The following is an 18,368-nucleotide window of genomic DNA, read 5'->3' as shown; positions in this document are numbered from 1 at the left end:
GATCACTTCTCTGCTGTGGCCACTTCTGCTTCGGTGGCGAGGCGGGACCGGCGGATGCCGTACAGGAAGTAGACCACGAGGCCGACGGCCATCCAGCCACCGAAGACCATCCAGGTGGCGCTGTCGAGCTCGAACATCATGTAGGCGCAGGCGACGGCGCCCAGGATCGGGGTGACGGGGAAGAGCGCCACCTTGAAGGTGCGCGGCATGTCCGGGCGGGTACGGCGCAGGATGATGACGGCGACGTTGACCAGGCCGAAGGCGAAGAGGGTGCCGATGCTGGTGGCGTCGGCGAGCTTGCCCAGCGGGATGAAGGCCGCGAGGGCGCCGCAGAACAGGGAGACGATCACCACGTTGGCGCGGGGGGCGCCGGTCTTCTCGTCGACCTTGGCGAAGACCTTGGGGACGAGGCCGTCACGGGACATCGCGAAGAGGATGCGGGTCTGGCCGTAGAGGACGGCGAAGACGACGGAGAAGATCGCGACGATGGCGCCGGCGGCGAGGACGACGCCCCAGACGCTGGTACCGGTGACGTCGGTCATGATCTGGGCGAGCGCGGCCTCGGTGCCCTCGAAGTCCTGCCAGGGCATGGCGCCGACGGCCACGAAGGCGACGAGGACGTAGAGGACGGTGACGATGGCGAGCGACAGCATGATCGCGCGCGGCAGGTCCTTCTTCGGGTTCTTGGCCTCTTCACCGGCGGTGGAGGCGGCGTCGAAGCCGATGTAGGAGAAGAAGAGGGTGGAGGCGGCGGCGCTGATGCCGGTGACGCCGAGCGGGGCCAGCGGGGTGTAGTTGCCGGCCTTGATGCCCATGACGCCGATGCCGATGAAGAGCAGCAGGGTGACGATCTTGACGCCGACCATGATCGAGTTGACGGTGGCGCTCTCCTTGGCGCCGCGCATCAGGAAGACCATGGAGAGCAGGACGACGACGAGCGCCGGCAGGTTGATGAACCCGCCCTCACCGAGCGGCGCGGAGACCGATTCGGGGATGGTGACGCCTATGGTCCCGTCGAGGAACTCGTTGAGGTACTGACCCCAGCCGACGGCGACGGCCGCGACGGAGACGGCGTACTCCAGGACCAGGCACCAGCCGCAGATCCAGGCGATGAGCTCGCCCATGGTGGCGTACGCGTAGGAGTACGAGGAGCCGGAGACGGGGACGGAGCCGGCCAGCTCGGCGTAGGAGAGGGCCGAGAACAGGGCGGTCAGGCCCGCGAGGATGAAGGAGATCGTCACGGCGGGGCCGGCCTTGGGGGCGGCGGTGCCGAGGACGACGAAGATGCCGGTGCCCAGGGTGGCACCGATGCTGATCATCGTCAGCTGCCACATGGTGAGCGAGCGGCGCAGCGTGCCGCCCTCGCCCTGCCCGCCCTCGGAGACGAGCCGCTCGACCGGCTTGCGCCGCATCAGCGGGTTCACGGTCCTACGGGGCTCGGTCGTGGCGGGGGGCGCCTGGCCGGTGTCGAGCACTCGGGAACTCCTTCTCACTGCGGATGGGGACTGTCTGGCGTCGACCGCAGCGGTTCCGGAGCAAGGATCAGGCAGAACTCTGCCTGGGCATGCGGACCGCCGAGCAGGCGGTCGCGCCACTCCACGTACAGGGGGTGAGCCTACGAGCTGAGCGATACCGCCCGTAATGCACCTTCCTTGCACATTGGCGAACGATCGTTGCGCGGATCCGTCCGGAATGGCCCTTTGTTGCGCGTGGACGATCGATCACTGCGCAATCCACCCGAACCCCCTTTCTTGACACTTCGTCAGATCTGCCGCAGTGTGCCGCCATGGATCTGGACGTGCTCTACGAGATCGACGTACCCAAGCCCTGGTCGGGGACCCATCCGCACGGCCGGCGGGCGGCCGAGCAGCGCGCCTACCGGGAGGCCGCCGAGCAGATCAGGCTCGCCGACCGGATGGGGTTCCGGACCGTGTGGGCCGTCGAGCACCACCGGGAGCGGTCGCGCGACGACTGGCGCGAAGCGATCGCCTGGCCGCCGCCGGCGCCCGGGTGCTGTGCGTGGACGTGGACGAGGGACGGGCCGCGGCCGTCGCCCGCGAGACCGGGGGCGTCCCGTACGCCTGCGACGTGACCCGCCGGGAGGCCGTACGAACCCTGTTCGAGCGGGCACCGGAGCTGCTCGGCGGCCCGGTCGGCGGGGTGGTCGACATCGTCGGCATGGCCCGGTACGCGGCGCTGCCCGAGCTGGACGACGCCGGCTGGGACTGGCACTTCGACCTGGTCCTGCGGCACGCCTGGCCGGCCGTGCGGTACGGCGGCGAGGCCGTCGCGGCGGCCGGTGGCGGCCCGCTGGTCTTCGTCGCCTCCGTCTCCGGGCTCACGGCCGCCCCGCCGCACGCCGCGTACGGGGCCGCCAAGGCCGGCCTGATGGCATTGGTGCGCTCGGCGGCGGTGGAACCGGGCCCGCGCGGGGTACGGGTGAACGCGGTGGCGCCGGGCGTGGTGTGGACCCCGGGGGTCGCCGCCCTGCTGGGCACCGAGGGGCGGCGGCGCAACGCGGAGAACGCCCCGCTGGGCCGGGTGGCCGAGACCTCGGACATCGCGGCCGCCCTGTACTTCCTGGCCTCGCCGCTGTCCTCGTACGTGACGGGCCGGACGCTCGTGGGGGACGGCGGGGTCGGTGTGAAGTTCCCGTACCCGACGATCGGAGGCGAACAGTGAACGCCCACAGCGCCCACAGCGCCGGCAGCACCGACAGGACCGCGAGCACCCACGGGCAGTGGCAGGACCCCCAGCCGTTCCTGCGCGGGGTGGCCTGGCTGGACAAGGGACGCCCGGTGCGCGCCGACCCGGCGGACACCATGCGGCTGCCCTGGGACACCGGGGAGCGCGCCACCCTGCCCATCGGGGTCCGGCTGGAGTTCACCACCGCGAGCGCGACGGCGGTCGAGATCCGCTACCGGGCGACGGTGCCCGGACCCACCGACTCGCTGCGCGACCTCTCGCACCTCTTCTCATTGTGGGACCGGCACGGGGTGGTGACCGAGGTGTTCACCGAACCGGCCGCGGAGTCCGTCGTACGGATCGAACTGGGAGGCGGCCACGGCCCGTTCACCATCCACCCGCCCGAGGCCCAGTCGCCCCTGATACTCGGCCTGCGCGGGATCGGCGGCGACCTGACCCCGGCACCGCCCGCCCCCCGCTGGGTGGTGCACGGCGACTCCATCACCGAGGGCTGGTGGTCGACCCGCCCCGCGCACGGCTGGCCGGCGGTCACCGGCCGGGCGCTGGGCTGGGACACCGTCAACCTCGGCTACGCGGGCGCCGCGCGCGGTGAACTCGCCACCGCCGAGCAGCTCGCGGGCCTGCCCGCCGACGTCCTGACCCTCGCCTTCGGCACCAACTGCTGGTCCCGGGTGCCGTTTTCGGCGCCGCTGCTGTACGAGACCACGCGCGCGTTCCTCGAACTGGTCCGCCAGGGCCACCCCAGGACCCCGCTGCTGCTGGTCTCCCCCGTCCTGCGGCCCGACGCCGAACGCACTCCGAACCGGCTGGGCGCCACCCTCGGCGCACTGCGCGACGCGATGGAGCGGGCCGCGCGGGACCGGATCGCCGCCGGGGACGAGCGGCTGGCCGTACTTCCGGGGCGGGACGTGCTCGGTCCGGAGCACCTGGAGGACGGTCTGCACCCCAACGACGCCGGACACCGGGTCCTCGGCCTCGCTGTGGTCACGGCTCTGCGGCGGGCCGGGTTCGCCTCCGGGTAGGTGAAACAGCCCACACCGGTCCCGGTGAACGGTTCGCCGCCTCCGGGGCGTGTCCTGGGCAAGTTGCCGCCGCTTCGGAAAGAACGCGGGCGGCGGACACGACGGACACGATGTGGGAGAGATCAAAATGGGCATCAAGCGCGGAACCACCCTGGCCGCGGCCGTGATCGCCGTCGCCCTCGCGGCGACGGCCTGCGGCCCGAACGACGACAAGGCCGCGGACTACGTCAAGCCGGCCGGCGCCGATTCCTACGCGGCCCCCGCGGCGGAAGGCGCGCCGGCCGCCAAGTCGGCCGGGCAGCTGGCCATCGGCGACAACGCGCAGCTCGGTCCGGTGCTGACCGACGCCGCCGGTCTGACCCTCTACCGCTTCGACAAGGACACGGCGAAGCCGCCGAAGTCGAACTGCGAAGGGGACTGCGCGAAGACGTGGCCGGTGGTCGCCGCGGGCGACGTCACCGCGGCCGCGGGCATGGACCCGTCGCTGCTGGGCGAGGTCGTGCGCGGCGACGGCACGAAGCAGCTGACGGTGGCCGGCTGGCCCGCGTACCGGTTCAACAAGGACGCCAAGGCCGGCGATGTGAACGGCCAGGGCGTCGGCGGGGTGTGGTTCGCCTTCGCACCGGACGGCAAGAAGGCCGCGAAGGCGGCGCCGGGTGCGGGTACTCCGGCCCAGGCCGACGCGAGCGCGGGGCTGTCGGTGGCGAAGGACCCGAAGCTGGGCGACCACATCGTCGACGGCAAGGGCATGACGGTCTACCGGTTCAAGCCGGACACCGCGTGGCCGATGGAGTCCAAGTGCACCGGTGACTGCGTCGCCAAGTGGCCGGTGGTGCCGCCGGTGGACAAGGCCAACGCCAAGGGCATCGTGGAGAAGGGCTACTCCGTCCTGGACCGCCCCGACGGCAAGAAGCAGCAGGCCGTCGACTGCTGGCCCGTCTACACCTTCACGGGCGACAAGAAGCCCGGCGACATCAACGGGCAGGGCGTCGGCGGCACCTGGTACGCCGTCTCCCCCGAGGGCAAGCTCATCACCGTCCAGTAGCCGCCCTCCGCTCCCCCGATCCGCGCGGTCCCCGCCCCCACCCCTCCCCAGGGGCGGGGGCCGCGTACCGTTCCGCCCCGGCGGGCCGCTCTCTACACTCGGCCGCATGCTGCGCGTACTGGCCGTCGACGACGAGAAACCGCTCCTGGAGGAGCTCCTCTACCTGCTGCGCTCCGATCCCCGGGTGCACAGCGCGGAGGGCGCCTCGGACGCCACCGAGGCCCTGCGCCGGATCACCCGGGCGCTGGAGGCCGGGCCCGACGGGGCCGACGGCATCGACGTGGTGTTCCTCGACATCCACATGGCCGGGCTGACCGGGCTGGACATCGCACGGCTGCTGGCCGGGTTCGCGCGGCCGCCGCTGATCGTGTTCGTCACGGCGCACGAGGGGTTCGCCGTACAGGCCTTCGACCTCAAGGCCGTGGACTACGTACTGAAGCCCGTGCGCCCGGAGCGGCTCGCCGAGGCCGTCCGGCGGGCCTGCGCGCAGTTGGGCCGGGACCGGCAGCCGGCGTCGGCTCCGGTGGCCGCCGCGGCGCAACCGCCGGCGGTGCCCGTGGCCCCGCCGCAGCGGCCGGCGGTGCCCGAGCCCGCCGTACCGGCTTCCTCCGAGCGCGGCGCGGACCAGATCGCCGTCGAGCTCGGCGGGGTCACCCGTTTCGTGGCCATCGCCGACATCGCCCACGTCGAGGCGCAGGGCGACTACGCCCGCCTGCACACCGACGAGGGCAGCCACCTGGTCCGGATCCCCCTGTCCACGCTGGAGGAACGCTGGGCGGCGCGCGGGTTCGTCCGCATCCACCGCCGCCACCTGGTGGCGCTGGCCCGCATCGACGAGCTGCGGCTGGACGCGGGCGCCACCAGCGTCCGGGTCGGCTCGGCGGAGCTCCAGGTCAGCCGCAGGCACGCGCGGCAGCTCCGGGACCTGTTGATGCGTCAGGCGACGGGCTGACCGCCGGTTGTTCCGCGGTCCGCCCGACCGACCGCCCGACCGCCCGACCGCCCGACCGCCCGACCGCCCGGCGGCGTTCCCGTGCCGTTCGTCGCACGGCGAGTGGCGTACGGCGATCCGGCGGGGTGAACGGCCCGCCGGTGGCACGGGTGCTGCGTATCGTGCATATTCCGGCGCGGGACGCGGGAGGAGCGAGATGTCCGAAATTCAGGCGCTGCTGGACGCGCTGACCGGACTGTCCCCCACCAGGCCCGCCGGACCCGCCGAGGCCGAGACCCTGCTGGCCGGGCTGCGCAGTGCGGCCGCCCGCTGGGCCGATCTCCTCTACGAGGCCCGCGAGGGCGTGCGCGAGCAGGTGCCGCCGCGGGCGGAGGCCGCTCTGACGCTGGCCTTCCGTCGGGCGGAGGAGTCGTACGTGGAACTGGAGATCGCCCTGCGGGACTGCGCCGACCACCACGACCCGGCCGTCTGACCTGCGGTCGGCCCCGCCGTGTGTCCATGTGCGGGTCCGCGGCACGGGGATCCGCCCCGGACCCCGCGCCTCAATCGCCGGCGGGGCTGGATTTGGCTGATGCGGTCCGCCAGGCGCGGGCTGGATTGCCGCGCAGCGGCATCCACGCCCACCCGCCCGCACGGGCCGGATCACGCCTGTTGCCCGACCGACGGCCGCAAATAGACTCCGGTTCACCCCGCCCCCGGCCGAAGGAACCGCCCGTGAACCAGACGTACGCGCTGACCGCGGTCACCGCAGTCGTCCTGGTCACGGTCACGCTCGGCGCGCTCGGACTGCGGATATCGCGGACCACCTCCGACTTCTACGTGGCCTCCCGCACCGTCGGCCCCCGCCTGAACGCCGCGGCCATCAGCGGGGAGTACCTGTCCGCGGCGTCCTTCCTCGGGGTGGCCGGGCTGGTGCTGTTGCAGGGGCCCGAGATGCTCTGGTACCCGGTCGGCTACACGGCCGGGTACGTCGTCCTGCTCGCGCTCGTCGCGGCCCCGCTGCGCCGCTCGGGGGCGTACACGCTGCCCGACTTCGCCGAGGACCGGCTGGAGTCGCAGGCGGTGCGCCGGACCGCGGTGCTCCTCGTGGTCGGGGTCGGCTGGCTGTACCTGCTGCCGCAGTTGCAGGGCGCCGGGCTGACGCTGGAGATCCTGACCGGCGCCCCGCACTGGGTCGGCGGGGTCGTCGTCGCCGTCGTCGTGACCGCGGCCGTGGCGGCCGGCGGGATGCGCAGCATCACCTTCGTGCAGGCCTTCCAGTACTGGCTGAAGCTCACGGCGCTGCTCGTCCCGGCCTTCTTCCTGGTCGCCGCCTGGGTCGGGGACGGCGCGCCGCGCGTCTCCTTCGACGCCCCGGCCGTGTTCCGCGAGCACACCGCCGTCACCCTGGCCGAGGACGTCCGGCTGTCGCTGGAGGCGCCGCTCACCGTGTCGGTGAGCGGTCAGGTGGACGGGCGCGCCTACGACGGGGAGCCGGTGACCCTGGCCGCCGGTCGGCATTCCGTACGGGCCCACGCGCGCCTGGAGTTCACCCCGGACACCCCGGTGCCCGAAACCCGGGCGGAGGCGGGGATGGGCGTGTCCAGCTGGTCCCAGCCACTGTCCGGGGACCACGAGGGGTACCGGCTGTACGCGACGTACGGGCTGATCCTGGCGACCTTCCTCGGCACGATGGGCCTGCCGCACGTGGCGGTGCGCTTCTACACGAGCCCCAACGGGCGGGCCGCGCGCCGCACCACGCTGGTGGTGCTCGGGCTGGTCGGGGCCTTCTACCTGCTGCCGCCGGTGTACGGGGCGCTGGGCCGGATCTACGCTCCCGAGCTCGCCCTGACCGGTGACGCGGACGCGGTCGTGCTGGTGCTCCCGGAGCGGATGCTGGGCGGGCTCCTCGGAGACCTGCTGGGCGCGCTGCTGGCCGGGGGCGCGTTCGCGGCGTTCCTGTCGACGGCTTCGGGGCTGACGATGGCGGTGGCGGGGGTGCTGCACCAGGACCTGCTGCCGTCGCGCGGGGTGCGCAGTTTCCGCGTCGCGGTGCTCGTGGCGATCCTGGTGCCGCTGGCGGGCAGCGTGGCGGCCCGGGACGTGCCGGTCGCGGACGCGGTGGGGCTGGCCTTCGCGGTGTCGGCCTCGTCGTTCTGCCCGCTGCTGGTGCTCGGCATCTGGTGGCGCGGTCTGACCCCGCCGGGTGCGGTGGCGGGGCTGGTCACCGGGGGCGGGGCGGCGCTGAGCGCGGTGCTGGCGACGCGGGCCGGGCTGGCCCCGGCCGGCTGGACGCACGCGCTGCTGGCCTGGCCGGCGGTGTGGTCGGTGCCGCTCGGGTTCCTGACGATGGTGGCGGTGTCGCTGGCCACCCGCTCGCGGATCCCGGCCGGGACGGCGGCCACGCTGGCCCGGCTGCACCTGCCCGAGAACCTGGCCGTGGAGCGGGCGGGGGGTGCCCGGTGAGCCCGACGGCCCTCGCCGTCCTCGCGGTGGCCTGCGCGGCGCTGCTGTCGGCCGCGGGCTGGGCGGCGGGCCGCCGGCACGCCCTGCGCGGGGAGCGTGCTGCGGGGCTGGACCTCGGCACTCCGGTGGAGCGGGCGACGTTCCACACCCTGCACACGGCTTCGCTGGCCGCTCCCCCGCTGCGGGCCGGGCTGACGGAGGACGCCGCCCGCAAGGCGGCCAGGCGGCTGCGTTCCCTGCTGGGCACGGAGGCGCTGTGCCTGACCGACCGGGAGTCGGTGCTGGCCTGGGACGGCCCGGGCGCCGACCACCACCAGCGGCGGGCTATGGCCCGGGTGGCGGTGCTGCTGGAGTCCGGACGCAGCCAGAGCGTGCGGACGGAGTGCCAGCGGCCCGACTGTCCGCTGAAGTGGGCGGTGGTGGCGCCGCTGACCGGCGAGGACGGGATGCTGGGCGCGCTGGTGGCCTACGGTTCGCGGGAGTCGGCGGTGCTGGTCCGGGCGGCGACGGAGGTCGCGCGGTGGGTGTCGGTACAGCTGGAGCTGTCCGAGCTGGACCGGTCGCGGACCCGGTTGATGGAGGCGGAGATCAAGGCGCTGCGCGCGCAGATATCCCCGCACTTCATCTTCAACTCCCTGGCGGCGATCGCCTCGTTCGTGCGGACCGATCCGGAGCGGGCCCGGGACCTGCTGCTGGAGTTCGCGGACTTCACCCGGTACTCCTTCCGGCGGCACGGCGACTTCACCACCCTGGCCGACGAACTGCGCTCCGTCGAGCAGTACTTGGCGCTTGCCGGAGCCAGGTTCGGGGACCGGCTGAAGGTGACCCTGCAGGTGGCTCCGGAGGTGCTGCCGGTGGCGCTGCCGTTCCTGTGCCTGCAGCCGCTGGTGGAGAACGCCGTCAAGCACGGTGTGGAGGACTCCACGCAGGAGTGCCGGATCACGATCACGGCGCGGGACGCGGGGCCGGACGCGGTGATCACCGTGGAGGACAACGGCATCGGGATGGATCCGGCCCGGCTGCGCCGGATCCTGGCCGGGGAGCGGGTCGGCTCCTCCTCGGGCATCGGGCTGCCCAACGTCGACGAGCGGATCCGCCAGGTGTACGGGGACGCTTACGGTCCGGTGATGGAGACGGGGTTGGGCGCCGGCATGAAGGTCACTCTTCGCATCCCCAAGTTCCGTGCGGGCGTGCACAGTTCACCGACGGATCCGCAGCCGCCCCGGCTCTGAGGCGGCATTCTCCGACCGGCCCCTTCCGTGCCATCCTGTGACCGGCGCGAATGACCGGAGGGATCGCCGACGTGACGGTCGGGCGAGAGCAGCTTCGTTGCGAGTTACGGGAATGGGTGCGCGCGGGAGCGGAGGGCGGCGACGCCGACGGCGCCCTGCTGATGGTGGAGGGCGAGCCCGGTTCCGGCCGGACCACCCTGGTGCGCGGGGCACTGGCCGATGCGGTGGCCCTGGGCTTCGGCGTGCGGTACGCGGCGGCCGACGCGCTCGCGGTACGGCTTCCGCTGCACTCGGCCCTGGAGTGCCTGCATCCCCGCGGCCCCGGCCGGGCGGCCGTCGTCGACCTGCTGCGGGAGGTCGAGGAGGCGGCGCGGCCGGGCGGAGCGCTGCTCGCCGCGATGGACCTGCTGACGGCCGGGGTCGAGCGCTGGTGCGCCGACCGGCCGCTGCTGCTCGTACTGGACGACGCACACTGGGCCGACCCGGCCACCCTGCTGCTGTGGCAGCGTCTGGCCGGGCGGGCGGTCGCCGGGCGGCTGCCGCTGCGGCTGGCCGTGACCCGAAGGCCGCTGCCGCGGCGGCCCGAACTGGATCCGTTGTACGTGACGGCGGGCGGGCGGACGGTCCGGCCGGGCCCGTTGTCGACGGCGGAGGCGGCCGAGCTGGTGCGCGGGATGCTGGGGGCCGTGCCGGGACCCCGGCTGCGGGAGGCGACCGCGCTGGCGGGCGGCAATCCCGCCCTCCTGCGGCGGCTGATCGACCACTGGTCCCGCACGGGGGCCCTGGAGTCCACCCTCGCGTCGGTCGAACTCGCGCTGCCGGAGGCGGAGTTGTCCGCCCCGCCCGGCACGGCCGCGCAGGCCCTGGCCCCGCTCTCCGGGCCGGCCCGGGCCGTCACGCGGCACGCGGCGCTGCTGGACCCGGTGTTCACGGCGCGCGAGCTGGCCCTCGTACGGTCGCGGCCCGTGCGGGAGTTGCTCGCGGAGCTGGAGGAGCCGGTGCTGGCCGGGCTGCTGGAGGACACCGGTGAAGACCTGCGCTTCCGCCATCCGGCGCTGCGCCGGGCCCTGTACGACGAGACCCCGGGGGCCGTGCGCGCGGCCCTGCACCAGGACGCCGCCCGGGCCTTCGCGGAGGCCGGGCTGGACCCGGTGCGGACCGCCGGCCGGCTGCTCGGCGGCGGTCGCCTCACCGCGTGGGCGGTGCGCTGGCTCGCGCAGGCGGCGCCGGCGCTGATCTCCGGGGCTCCGGCGACGGCGGCGGAGCTGCTGGAGCGGGCCATCGCGCAGGGCGAGGCGTGGGAGCCGGACACCCGGGACGCGTTGGAGGAGCTCCTGGCGGACGCGGCGCTGATGCTGCGCCGCCCCGAGTCGGTGGAGTTGCTGGCCGCGCTGCGCGCCCGGACCACGGACCCGGACCGACGGGCGTCGGTGGACTTCAGGCTGGTGTCCGCGCTGATGATCCAGGGTGACATGGTGCGTTCCCTGGAGGTGACCGAGCGGGCGCTGGCGGAGGAGTTCCCCTCGGCGGTGCTGCGGCTGCGGCTGGAGGCCTGCCGGGTGCTGGCCCTCGCCGACCTGGGCCGGGCCGCCGAGGCGTACGCGCTGGCCGGGCCGGTGGTGCGGGCCGCGCGGGCGTCGGGGGACCCGCTGTGCGGGTCGGAGGCCCATCACGCCATGTCCTACGCCCTGTTCCACCTGGGCCGGGGGCGGGATTCGCTGCGCCACGTCGCGCGGGGGATCGCCTGCGCGCGGCGCGGACCGGAGGCGAACGACATGCGGCTGCTGCTGCTCGCGAACCAGGCGGAGGGCCACCTTCGGTTCGACGAGCCGGGGATCGTGGAGGCCGCGTTGAGCGAGGCACGGGAGTTGGCGGTCCGGACCGGTTCGACGGGGCGGCTGGTGGTGACGAGGGCCCGGCTCGCCGAGTTCCACTACCGGCTGGGCGACTGGGACCGGACCCTCGCCGAAGTGGCCCGGGCGTGCGCGATGCCCGTGTCGGACGGCTGGCTGCCGGTGGTGGTGCACGGGCTGCGGGCGCTGGTACTGGGGCACCGCGACGAGCCCGCGGCGGCGGGCGCGGAGCTGGCGTCGCTCCCGAGCGATGTCTTCGAGAGGCCCGCCGCGCGCCGCTACGCCGCGCACGTGTTGCTGGCCCGGGCGCTGCTCGCGGAGCGGGACGGCCGCCCCGGGGACGCGCTGCGGGCGCTGCTGCCCGTGCTGGAGGACGGTGCGGAGGAGGCGGTGGCGTACGAGCGGCCCTGGGTGCTGTCGGAGATCGTCCGCCTCGCGCTGGAGAGCGGGGAGGCCGGTACGGCGCGGGCCGCGGTCGCGGCGTGCGAACGCGCGGCCGCGGCGCTCGCGGAGTACCCGGGCCCGGCGCTGGCGCTGCTGCGCTGCCGGGGCCTGTTCGCGCAGGATCCGGAGCCCCTGGAGGAGGCCGTGGCCCGCGGTGGGCGCGCCGGGTGGCCGCTGCCGCTGGGCCACACCCTGGAGGACCTGGCGGTGGCCCGGGCTTGGCGGGGCGACCTGGCCGGCTCGCGGTCCGCGCTGACCCGCGCGGTGGAGGCGTACGAGGACCTGGGCGCCCGGTGGGACGTCGCCCGGGCCGACGCCCGGCTGCGCAGCCTGGGCGTGCGCCGGGGCAGCCGGTCCGCGCGGCGGCGGGTGTCGAACGGCTGGGAGGCGCTGACGCCGGCGGAGCTGAAGGTGGCCCTGCTGGTGGCGCAGGGCCGCTCCAACCCGGAGATCGCGAGCGTGCTGTTCCTCTCCCGCCGGACGGTGCAGACGCACGTCTCGCACATCCTGGCCAAGCTCCAGGTCCGCTCCCGGGCGGCGGTGGCCGCTCAGGCCGCGATGCGGGGGCCGGGTCCCGCGGAGCCGCCTGGTCCGTAGCCGGGCATGGCGGCCCGCAGCGCCCTCAGCGCGTAGTGCGTACGGGACTTCACGGTCCCGGCGGGCACCCCGAGCGCCTCGGCGGCCTCGCCGACGGAGGCTCCCCGGAAGTAGATCTGGTGGAGCACGGCACGGTGGTCCGGGCTCAGTAATCGCAGGGCGTGGCGGACGTCGAGTACGGCGACGGCCTGCTCGGTGCGGTCGTCGGCGGCCGGGGAGTGCTCCAGGGCGTCCGGCCCGACCTCGGCGGGCCGCACCATGCGGGCCCGCCGGGCGTCGATGGCGATGCGCCGGGCCACGGTGTAGAGCCAGGGCCGCATGGACGCGTGCGTGCTCTCCAGGGCCTCGGGGTGGGTCCAGGCCCGGAAGAGGGTCTCCTGGAGCAGGTCCTCGGCTCGGTGCCGGTCCCCGAAGGTGAGGCCGAGGAGGAAGGTGTAGAGGGCCTTGCCGTGTTCGCTGTGCAGCCGGGCGAGGGCGTGCGCGTCGGTCCGTTCCACGGGGTGTCCCTTCGGGGTCGGGTCCCCCGAGCGTCCCGCGGCCCGCTCCGCGAGTTATCCGCCGCATGGCGTATCCGCCGGCCGCCTGCGCCGAACGGTCCCCCCGCACGCCGAACGGTCCCCGGGCCGGCACCCACCGCCGCTGCCGCTGCGCGGAGCAGGTCCCCTACCCGCCCTTCCACCGTTCCCCGGGGCTCCGCCCCAGACCCCGCGCCTCAAACGCCGGCGGAGGCAAATCCAGCCCGTCCGGCGTTTGAGGACCGGGGGTCCGGGGGCAGCGCCCCCGCAACGGCGCCGCGCCCGGGTACGGCCGTGGCCCCGGCCGCCGCCCGGGAAGGGGCGGGCCGGGGCCACGAAAGAAGCGGGACTAGCTCCAGCTGGCGTGCAGCGGCTTGCCCTCGGCGTAACCGGCGGCGGACTGGATGCCGACCACGGCCTTCTCCTCGAACTCCGCGAGGGAGCCGGCACCGGCGTACGTGCAGGAGGACCGCACGCCCGCGATGATCGAGTCGATCAGGTCCTCGACGCCCGGGCGGGCCGGGTCCAGGAACATGCGCGAGGTGGAGATGCCCTCCTCGAACAGGCCCTTCCGGGCCCGGTCGTACGCGGACTCCTCCGACGTGCGGTTCTGCACCGCACGCGCGGACGCCATGCCGAAGGACTCCTTGTACAGGCGGCCCTCGGCCGACTGCTGGAGGTCGCCCGGGGACTCGTACGTACCGGCGAACCAGGAGCCGATCATCACGTTCGAGGCGCCGGCGGCCAGCGCCATCGCCACGTCGCGCGGGTGACGGACGCCGCCGTCGGCCCACACGTGCTTGCCGAACTTCTTGGCCTCGGCCGCGCACTCCAGCACCGCGGAGAACTGCGGGCGGCCCACGCCGGTCATCATGCGGGTGGTGCACATGGCGCCGGGGCCCACACCGACCTTGATGATGTCCGCGCCGGCCTCGATCAGGTCGCGCACGCCCTCGGCGGCGACGATGTTGCCCGCGACGATCGGGACCTGCGGGTCCAGCGCGCGGACGGCCTTGATCGCGTTGATCATCGACTCCTGGTGGCCGTGGGCCGTGTCGATGACGAGCGTGTCCACGCCCGCGTCGAGCAGCTGCTTGGCCTTCTGCACGAAGTCGCCGTTGATGCCGACGGCGGCCGCGATCCGCAGCTTGCCGTTGGCGTCGGTCGCCGGGGTGTAGAGGGTCGCGCGCAGGGCGCCCTTGCGGGTGAGGATGCCGACGAGCTTGCCGTCCTTGTCGACGGCCGGGGCCAGCTTGCGGTGGCCTGCGTCGAGCTTGTTGAAGGCCTCGCGCGGGTCGATGTCGGCGTCGATGAGCAGCAGCTCCTTCGACATGACCTCGGAGAGCTGGGTGAAGCGGTCCACGCCGGTCAGGTCGTGCTCGGTGACGACGCCGATCGGGCGGCCCTCGCCGTCGACGACGACGCCGGCGCCGTGGGCGCGCTTGGGCAGCAGGGACAGCGCGTCGGCGACGGTCTGGGTGGGCGCCAGCGTGATCGGGGTGTCGAGCACGTGGTGGCGGGTCTTCACCCAGGAGATGACGTCGGTGACGACCTCGATCGGGATGTCCTGGGGGATGACGACGATGCCGCCGCGGCGCGCGACCGTCTCGGCCATCCGGCGGCCGGCGATGGCGGTCATGTTCGCCACGACCAGCGGAATGGTGGTGCCGGTGCCGTCGGGCGAGGAGAGGTCCACGCCCTGGCGGGAACCCACCGCGGAGCGGCTCGGCACCATGAACACATCGTCGTACGTCAGGTCGTACGGCGGCTTCGAGTCATTGAGGAAACGCACGTGCTGAACATCCCAGTCGATCGGAGGTGCCCCGACCCTGTCAGCCGAGGAAACGCACGTACTTCATTCTCCCATGGCCTGGCGTTTATGCCGCCCGGGTAGATCGTCCAGGACATTCCGGGCCGGGTGGTTCTTTCCTACGGGACTTTGGTCCTCCGGTGCACCGGACCGGTGCGTCGGGCCAGTGGGCGGACGGATCCGCCGTGCCGGACGGCGGTGAGTTCGGCGGCGATGGACAGGGCCGTCTCCTCGGGCGTGGCGCCGCCCAGGTCGAGGCCGATGGGTGAGCGCAGCCGGGCCAGGGCCCGGTCCGGGACGCCTTCCTCCCGCAGCCGCCGGGTCCGCTCGACGTGGGTGCGCCGTGACCCCATGGCGCCCACGTAGGAGAGGGGCAGCCGCAGCGCCAGCTCCAGCAGCGGTACGTCGAATTTGGCGTCGTGGGTCAGGACGCAGACGGCGGTACGGGCGTCCAGCCGTCCGGCGTCCCATTCCGCGGCCAGGTGGCGGTGCGGCCAGTCGACGACGACCTCGTCGGCGTCGGGGAAGCGGGCGGGGGTCGCGAAGACGGGCCGGGCGTCGCACACGGTGACCCGGTGGCCGAGGAAGGCGCCGATCCGGGCCAGGGCGGCGGCGAAGTCGATGGCCCCGTAGACGAGGAGCCGGGGCGGCTCGGCGGCCGACTCGACGAGCAGGGTCAGCGGCTCCCCGCACAGTCCGCCGGCCGTGCCGAGCTCGGCGGTCCCGGTGCGCCCGGCGGCCAGCAGTCCCCGTACGCGCAGGGCGGCGGCCCGGTCCAGTGCGGGGCCCGCGCCGAGTCCGCCCTCGTAGGAGCCGTCGGCGTGGACGGCCAGTGCCCCGCCGAGCTGGGCCGGGGGGCCGGAGACGACCCTGGCTAGGGCCGCTCTGGCGCCGCCGGCGGTGGCGTCGAGCACGCGGTGGATGACGGGCCGCACGGGGTCGGCCCCGCGGACCGGGGTGATCAGTACGTCGAGGACGCCTCCGCAGGTCAGGCCGACGGCGAAGGCGTCGTCGTCGCTGTAGCCGAAGCGGTGCAGGCCGCCTTCGCCGGAGGCGATGGCGTCGAGGCAGAGCTCGTGGACGGCGGATTCGACGCAGCCTCCGGAGAGGGAGCCGAGGGCGGTGCCGCGGTCGTCGACGGCGAGCGAGGCGCCGGGGCCGCGCGGGGCGCTCCCGGTGACGGAGACGACGGTGGCGAGGGCGAATTCCCGCTGCGCGGCATACCACGCGCGTAGCTCTTCGGCGATGTCGAGCATCAGCGGATGTATTCGCGGCGGGCGGTCTGGCCGGGGGTGTACGCGCGTGCGGGCAGTGCGGGCGGGGGCCCCGGGCGGATGGCGGGGGGCCGGGCCGCGAGGGGTGCGGGGGCCCGGCCCGCGGCGGGCCGGGCGGGCACGGGGCGGGAGTCGGGTTCCGGGCCGCGCGTGCCCAGGAGCTTCGCGGCGTGGGCGACGCTGGCGAGGGTGGCGTGGTGGTGCCAGCCCCGGAAGGAGCGGCCCTCGAAGTCACGGATGCCCACGGCTTCGCAGGTCTCCGCGAAGTCGAGGGAGACGCGGTCGGTGAGCTTGGCGAGGAGGAAGAGCTGGGCGAGCGGCCGGTCGCCGATGTTGGTGATCCAGAACTCGGTGGGCAGCAGGGCGGATTCGCTCCAGGCTCCGACGAGCAGCAGCGGGGTCGTCGGGGCGGGCAGGAGGCGGTCCTCGGCGGGGGTGGCGAGGATGGAGGCGGAGGTGAGCAGGGTGACCGCTCCCTCGGCGCCGCCGTGCCTGGTCCATTCGACGACGCGGCGCTGGGAGCGCAGGGAGTCGATGAGTTCGCGGGCGGGCGCGGTGTGCGGTCCGGGTTTGTGCCGCCCGGCGCCGCCGAAGGAGACCGGCAGGGAGCCGTCGACCTTGAAGACGAAGGGGATGTCCTGGAGGACGAAGGACTCGACGCTCTGGGGCAGGTCGGAGTTGGCGACCTCCATCACCACGGGCCGGCGCTGGAGCTGCCAGCCGGCGGCCATCCGCTGGACGGCGTGCACGGCGTCCTGGGCGGGGGTGAGGGAGCGGGCGGTGTCGGGGATGCCGGCGCGGCGGCGCAGGAGTTCGGTCGTCCAGGGCCCGGGGAGGGTGAGGGTCCATTCGACCGGGAAGCTGGCCTCGCTGGAGGCGAGCCAGATCCCACTGGCCTGCTGGCAGTTGGCGGTGCGGCCCAGCTGGGGCACGAACTGCCGGCCGACGCCGACCGAGCGGTCTCCGGCCTTCTCTATGACCATGGGCTGGAGCACCCAGGCCAGGGGGCGCTGTGCGGTGCGTTCTAGGTGCTGGGCGAGGGAGCGGCGGACCGGGGTCCAGTCCCAGGGGGACTTGCTGATGAACTGCTGGAGGCTCTGCTCGACGGAACTGGCCCCTGTTCCGGCGATGTTACGGATTGTTTTCTTCCCGCTGGTCCGCACGAGGCCGTTCAGATAAACGCGGGCCCAGTTTCGCTGGTCCCGCCGGGGTAAGGACTCGAAGAGCAGAGAGATCAGTACGTCGATCAATTCGGAGATTTCCTTCGTGGATTCCTCCGGCAGGACTACGCGAGCCATCTGGGCCTCCCCCGCGACCAGCTAGATCCAATACCCTACTTGACCGTGAAGAACGGCCGTAGGCCCCGGCGGCTACTTCCTGAGGTCGCTGGCAGTTTCGAGCCGCTCTTCCTCTACCACGAGTGGGATGGGGATCTGGTTCGCCGCATAGTAGAGCGCGATCAGGAAGTGGGCGACGAGTGTGAGCGGCGCCGAGAAGAAGGCAAGGGCCACGGTGAGCGGGTAGGCGATGGCGCCGAGGCCGAATCGCACCCGGGTGGCGCGCGCGCCGTCCTTGTCCACGTGGTCGTGGAAGAGGTGGCCGACGCGGGTGACGTACCACCAGAAGAGCAGGAACGCCAAGGCGTAGGCCACGGTGATGGCGCTGTACAGCACCGCCGCGGCACTGGCGGACCCGCCGTCGTCCATGAGGTGCTCGGCGAGGACGTTGGTGGTGTACGGGATCACCGACACCACCATCAGCACCAGGAGATTCAGGAAGAGCAGGGCCCGGTCGACCCGCTTGAGGTGGCTGAAGATGGTGTGGTGGTTCACCCACATCACACCGATGATGAGGAAACTCACGACATAGGCGGCGTAATGCGGCCACTGTTCCCGCACGCCGTGCCAGAATCCCGACCAACCCTTTTCTTCCGGAGCCTCCAGCTCCAGGACGAGGATGGTGATGATGATGGCGAATACTCCGTCACTGAAAGCCTCGACCCGCCCGGTTTCGCGTTCCATGACCTCCCCATTTCCGCTCCGTGCATATATCTACGCTGCCGACGCATACGGGGAGGGCGCGCACATCCCCGCCCTCCCCGCACACGCTACCCAGATTTCGGAGTTCAGCCGCCGAATCCGGCTGTCTGCCGCCAGATTCGGCCATCGCGGACCACAAGTGTCCCGAACGCGTGCTCCGGTTCGCCGTTGAGGTTCATGATCGCCCGGTAGAAGATGGTGTCTTCGGTCTCGATGTACTCCTGGAGTTCGACGAGGGTGGGCTTCACCGTGAGATAGCCGGTGAACGTCTCGCGAACCGCTTCGATGCCGACCGAGACCCCCTCGAAGCGGAGCAGCACGGCGTCGTCGGTGTAGTTCTTCATCACCGCCTCGATGTCGAGGGCGGCGAGGGCTTCCATCTGGCGGACGAACACCGGGTGGAGCTTGGAGATGTCGTACTTGGCCATGTCGAC

At 73.4% G+C, this 18,368-nt stretch carries 16 protein-coding genes; 9 read left to right on the top strand and 7 right to left on the bottom strand.

Annotated elements, in window-relative coordinates:
* Positions 1-2: 2 nt before the first annotated feature.
* On the bottom strand, positions 3-1,475 hold the full coding sequence (locus tag ACFYZL_RS23745) for an amino acid permease (RefSeq protein ID WP_384746389.1): 1,473 nt from the start codon (positions 1,473-1,475) through the stop codon (positions 3-5).
* A 311-nt stretch (positions 1,476-1,786) separates the two neighbouring features.
* On the opposite strand from ACFYZL_RS23745, the gene ACFYZL_RS23740 reads away from it, so the two are divergent.
* From ACFYZL_RS23740 to ACFYZL_RS23700, 9 genes are all read left to right on the top strand, one after another.
* The gene (locus ACFYZL_RS23740) at positions 1,787-2,092 is read left to right on the top strand and encodes a hypothetical protein (protein ID WP_388681455.1); all 306 of its coding nucleotides are present in this window, start codon (positions 1,787-1,789) and stop codon (positions 2,090-2,092) included.
* Positions 2,020-2,682 carry an SDR family NAD(P)-dependent oxidoreductase gene (locus tag ACFYZL_RS23735; protein ID WP_388681452.1) on the top strand — a complete coding sequence of 221 codons (663 nt, stop codon included), beginning with the start codon at positions 2,020-2,022 and terminating at the stop codon, positions 2,680-2,682. Before ACFYZL_RS23740 ends, ACFYZL_RS23735 begins: the two co-directional genes overlap by 73 nt.
* Before the next feature lie 80 nt (positions 2,683-2,762).
* The gene (locus ACFYZL_RS23730; RefSeq protein ID WP_384746401.1) at positions 2,763-3,728 is read left to right on the top strand and encodes a GDSL-type esterase/lipase family protein; all 966 of its coding nucleotides are present in this window, start codon (positions 2,763-2,765) and stop codon (positions 3,726-3,728) included.
* A 127-nt stretch (positions 3,729-3,855) separates the two neighbouring features.
* Positions 3,856-4,773, top strand: a complete 918-nt coding sequence (locus ACFYZL_RS23725) for an SCO0930 family lipoprotein (protein WP_388681539.1) — start codon at positions 3,856-3,858, stop codon at positions 4,771-4,773.
* 106 nt (positions 4,774-4,879) lie between these two features.
* Complete coding sequence (locus tag ACFYZL_RS23720) at positions 4,880-5,725, top strand: LytR/AlgR family response regulator transcription factor (protein WP_384746391.1); 846 nt, start codon at positions 4,880-4,882, stop codon at positions 5,723-5,725.
* 196 nt (positions 5,726-5,921) lie between these two features.
* Positions 5,922-6,197: a hypothetical protein gene (locus tag ACFYZL_RS23715; RefSeq protein WP_384746392.1), complete on the top strand. Its 276-nt coding sequence runs from the start codon at positions 5,922-5,924 to the stop codon at positions 6,195-6,197.
* A 242-nt stretch (positions 6,198-6,439) separates the two neighbouring features.
* Positions 6,440-8,170, top strand: a complete 1,731-nt coding sequence (locus ACFYZL_RS23710) for a cation acetate symporter (RefSeq protein ID WP_384746393.1) — start codon at positions 6,440-6,442, stop codon at positions 8,168-8,170.
* The gene (locus ACFYZL_RS23705) at positions 8,167-9,402 is read left to right on the top strand and encodes a sensor histidine kinase (RefSeq protein ID WP_384746394.1); all 1,236 of its coding nucleotides are present in this window, start codon (positions 8,167-8,169) and stop codon (positions 9,400-9,402) included. The genes ACFYZL_RS23710 and ACFYZL_RS23705 overlap by 4 nt, the downstream gene beginning before the upstream one ends.
* Positions 9,403-9,473: 71 nt before the next feature.
* Positions 9,474-12,296, top strand: coding sequence for an ATP-binding protein (locus ACFYZL_RS23700; RefSeq protein WP_384746395.1), 2,823 nt, complete (start codon positions 9,474-9,476; stop codon positions 12,294-12,296).
* Here the strand turns inward: ACFYZL_RS23700 and ACFYZL_RS23695 are convergent.
* The 6 genes from ACFYZL_RS23695 to ACFYZL_RS23670 form a co-directional block, all read right to left on the bottom strand.
* Positions 12,248-12,793, bottom strand: coding sequence for a sigma-70 family RNA polymerase sigma factor (locus ACFYZL_RS23695; RefSeq protein ID WP_384746396.1), 546 nt, complete (start codon positions 12,791-12,793; stop codon positions 12,248-12,250). The two genes, ACFYZL_RS23700 and ACFYZL_RS23695, sit on opposite strands and share 49 nt — an antisense overlap.
* Before the next feature lie 367 nt (positions 12,794-13,160).
* Entirely contained in the window at positions 13,161-14,603 is a 1,443-nt protein-coding gene (locus ACFYZL_RS23690; protein ID WP_384746894.1) for a GuaB1 family IMP dehydrogenase-related protein, read from the bottom strand.
* Positions 14,604-14,740: 137 nt separating this feature from the next.
* Positions 14,741-15,877 carry an XdhC family protein gene (locus ACFYZL_RS23685; RefSeq protein WP_384746890.1) on the bottom strand — a complete coding sequence of 379 codons (1,137 nt, stop codon included), beginning with the start codon at positions 15,875-15,877 and terminating at the stop codon, positions 14,741-14,743.
* Positions 15,877-17,193 (bottom strand): IS701 family transposase, encoded by a 1,317-nt coding sequence (locus tag ACFYZL_RS23680; RefSeq protein ID WP_384746888.1) that lies wholly within the window; start codon positions 17,191-17,193, stop codon positions 15,877-15,879. Before ACFYZL_RS23680 ends, ACFYZL_RS23685 begins: the two co-directional genes overlap by 1 nt.
* A 72-nt stretch (positions 17,194-17,265) precedes the next feature.
* Entirely contained in the window at positions 17,266-17,916 is a 651-nt protein-coding gene (locus ACFYZL_RS23675; RefSeq protein WP_384746886.1) for a TMEM175 family protein, read from the bottom strand.
* Between the two features lie 104 nt (positions 17,917-18,020).
* Positions 18,021-18,362 carry a nuclear transport factor 2 family protein gene (locus ACFYZL_RS23670; RefSeq protein ID WP_030656331.1) on the bottom strand — a complete coding sequence of 114 codons (342 nt, stop codon included), beginning with the start codon at positions 18,360-18,362 and terminating at the stop codon, positions 18,021-18,023.
* Positions 18,363-18,368: the final 6 nt, after the last annotated feature.

Source organism: Streptomyces sp. NPDC001717, from assembly GCF_042892775.1.
GTDB lineage: Bacteria > Actinomycetota > Actinomycetes > Streptomycetales > Streptomycetaceae > Streptomyces.
Note: the sequence above shows the minus strand (reverse complement) of the source record. Positions and strands in the feature narration are given on the sequence as shown.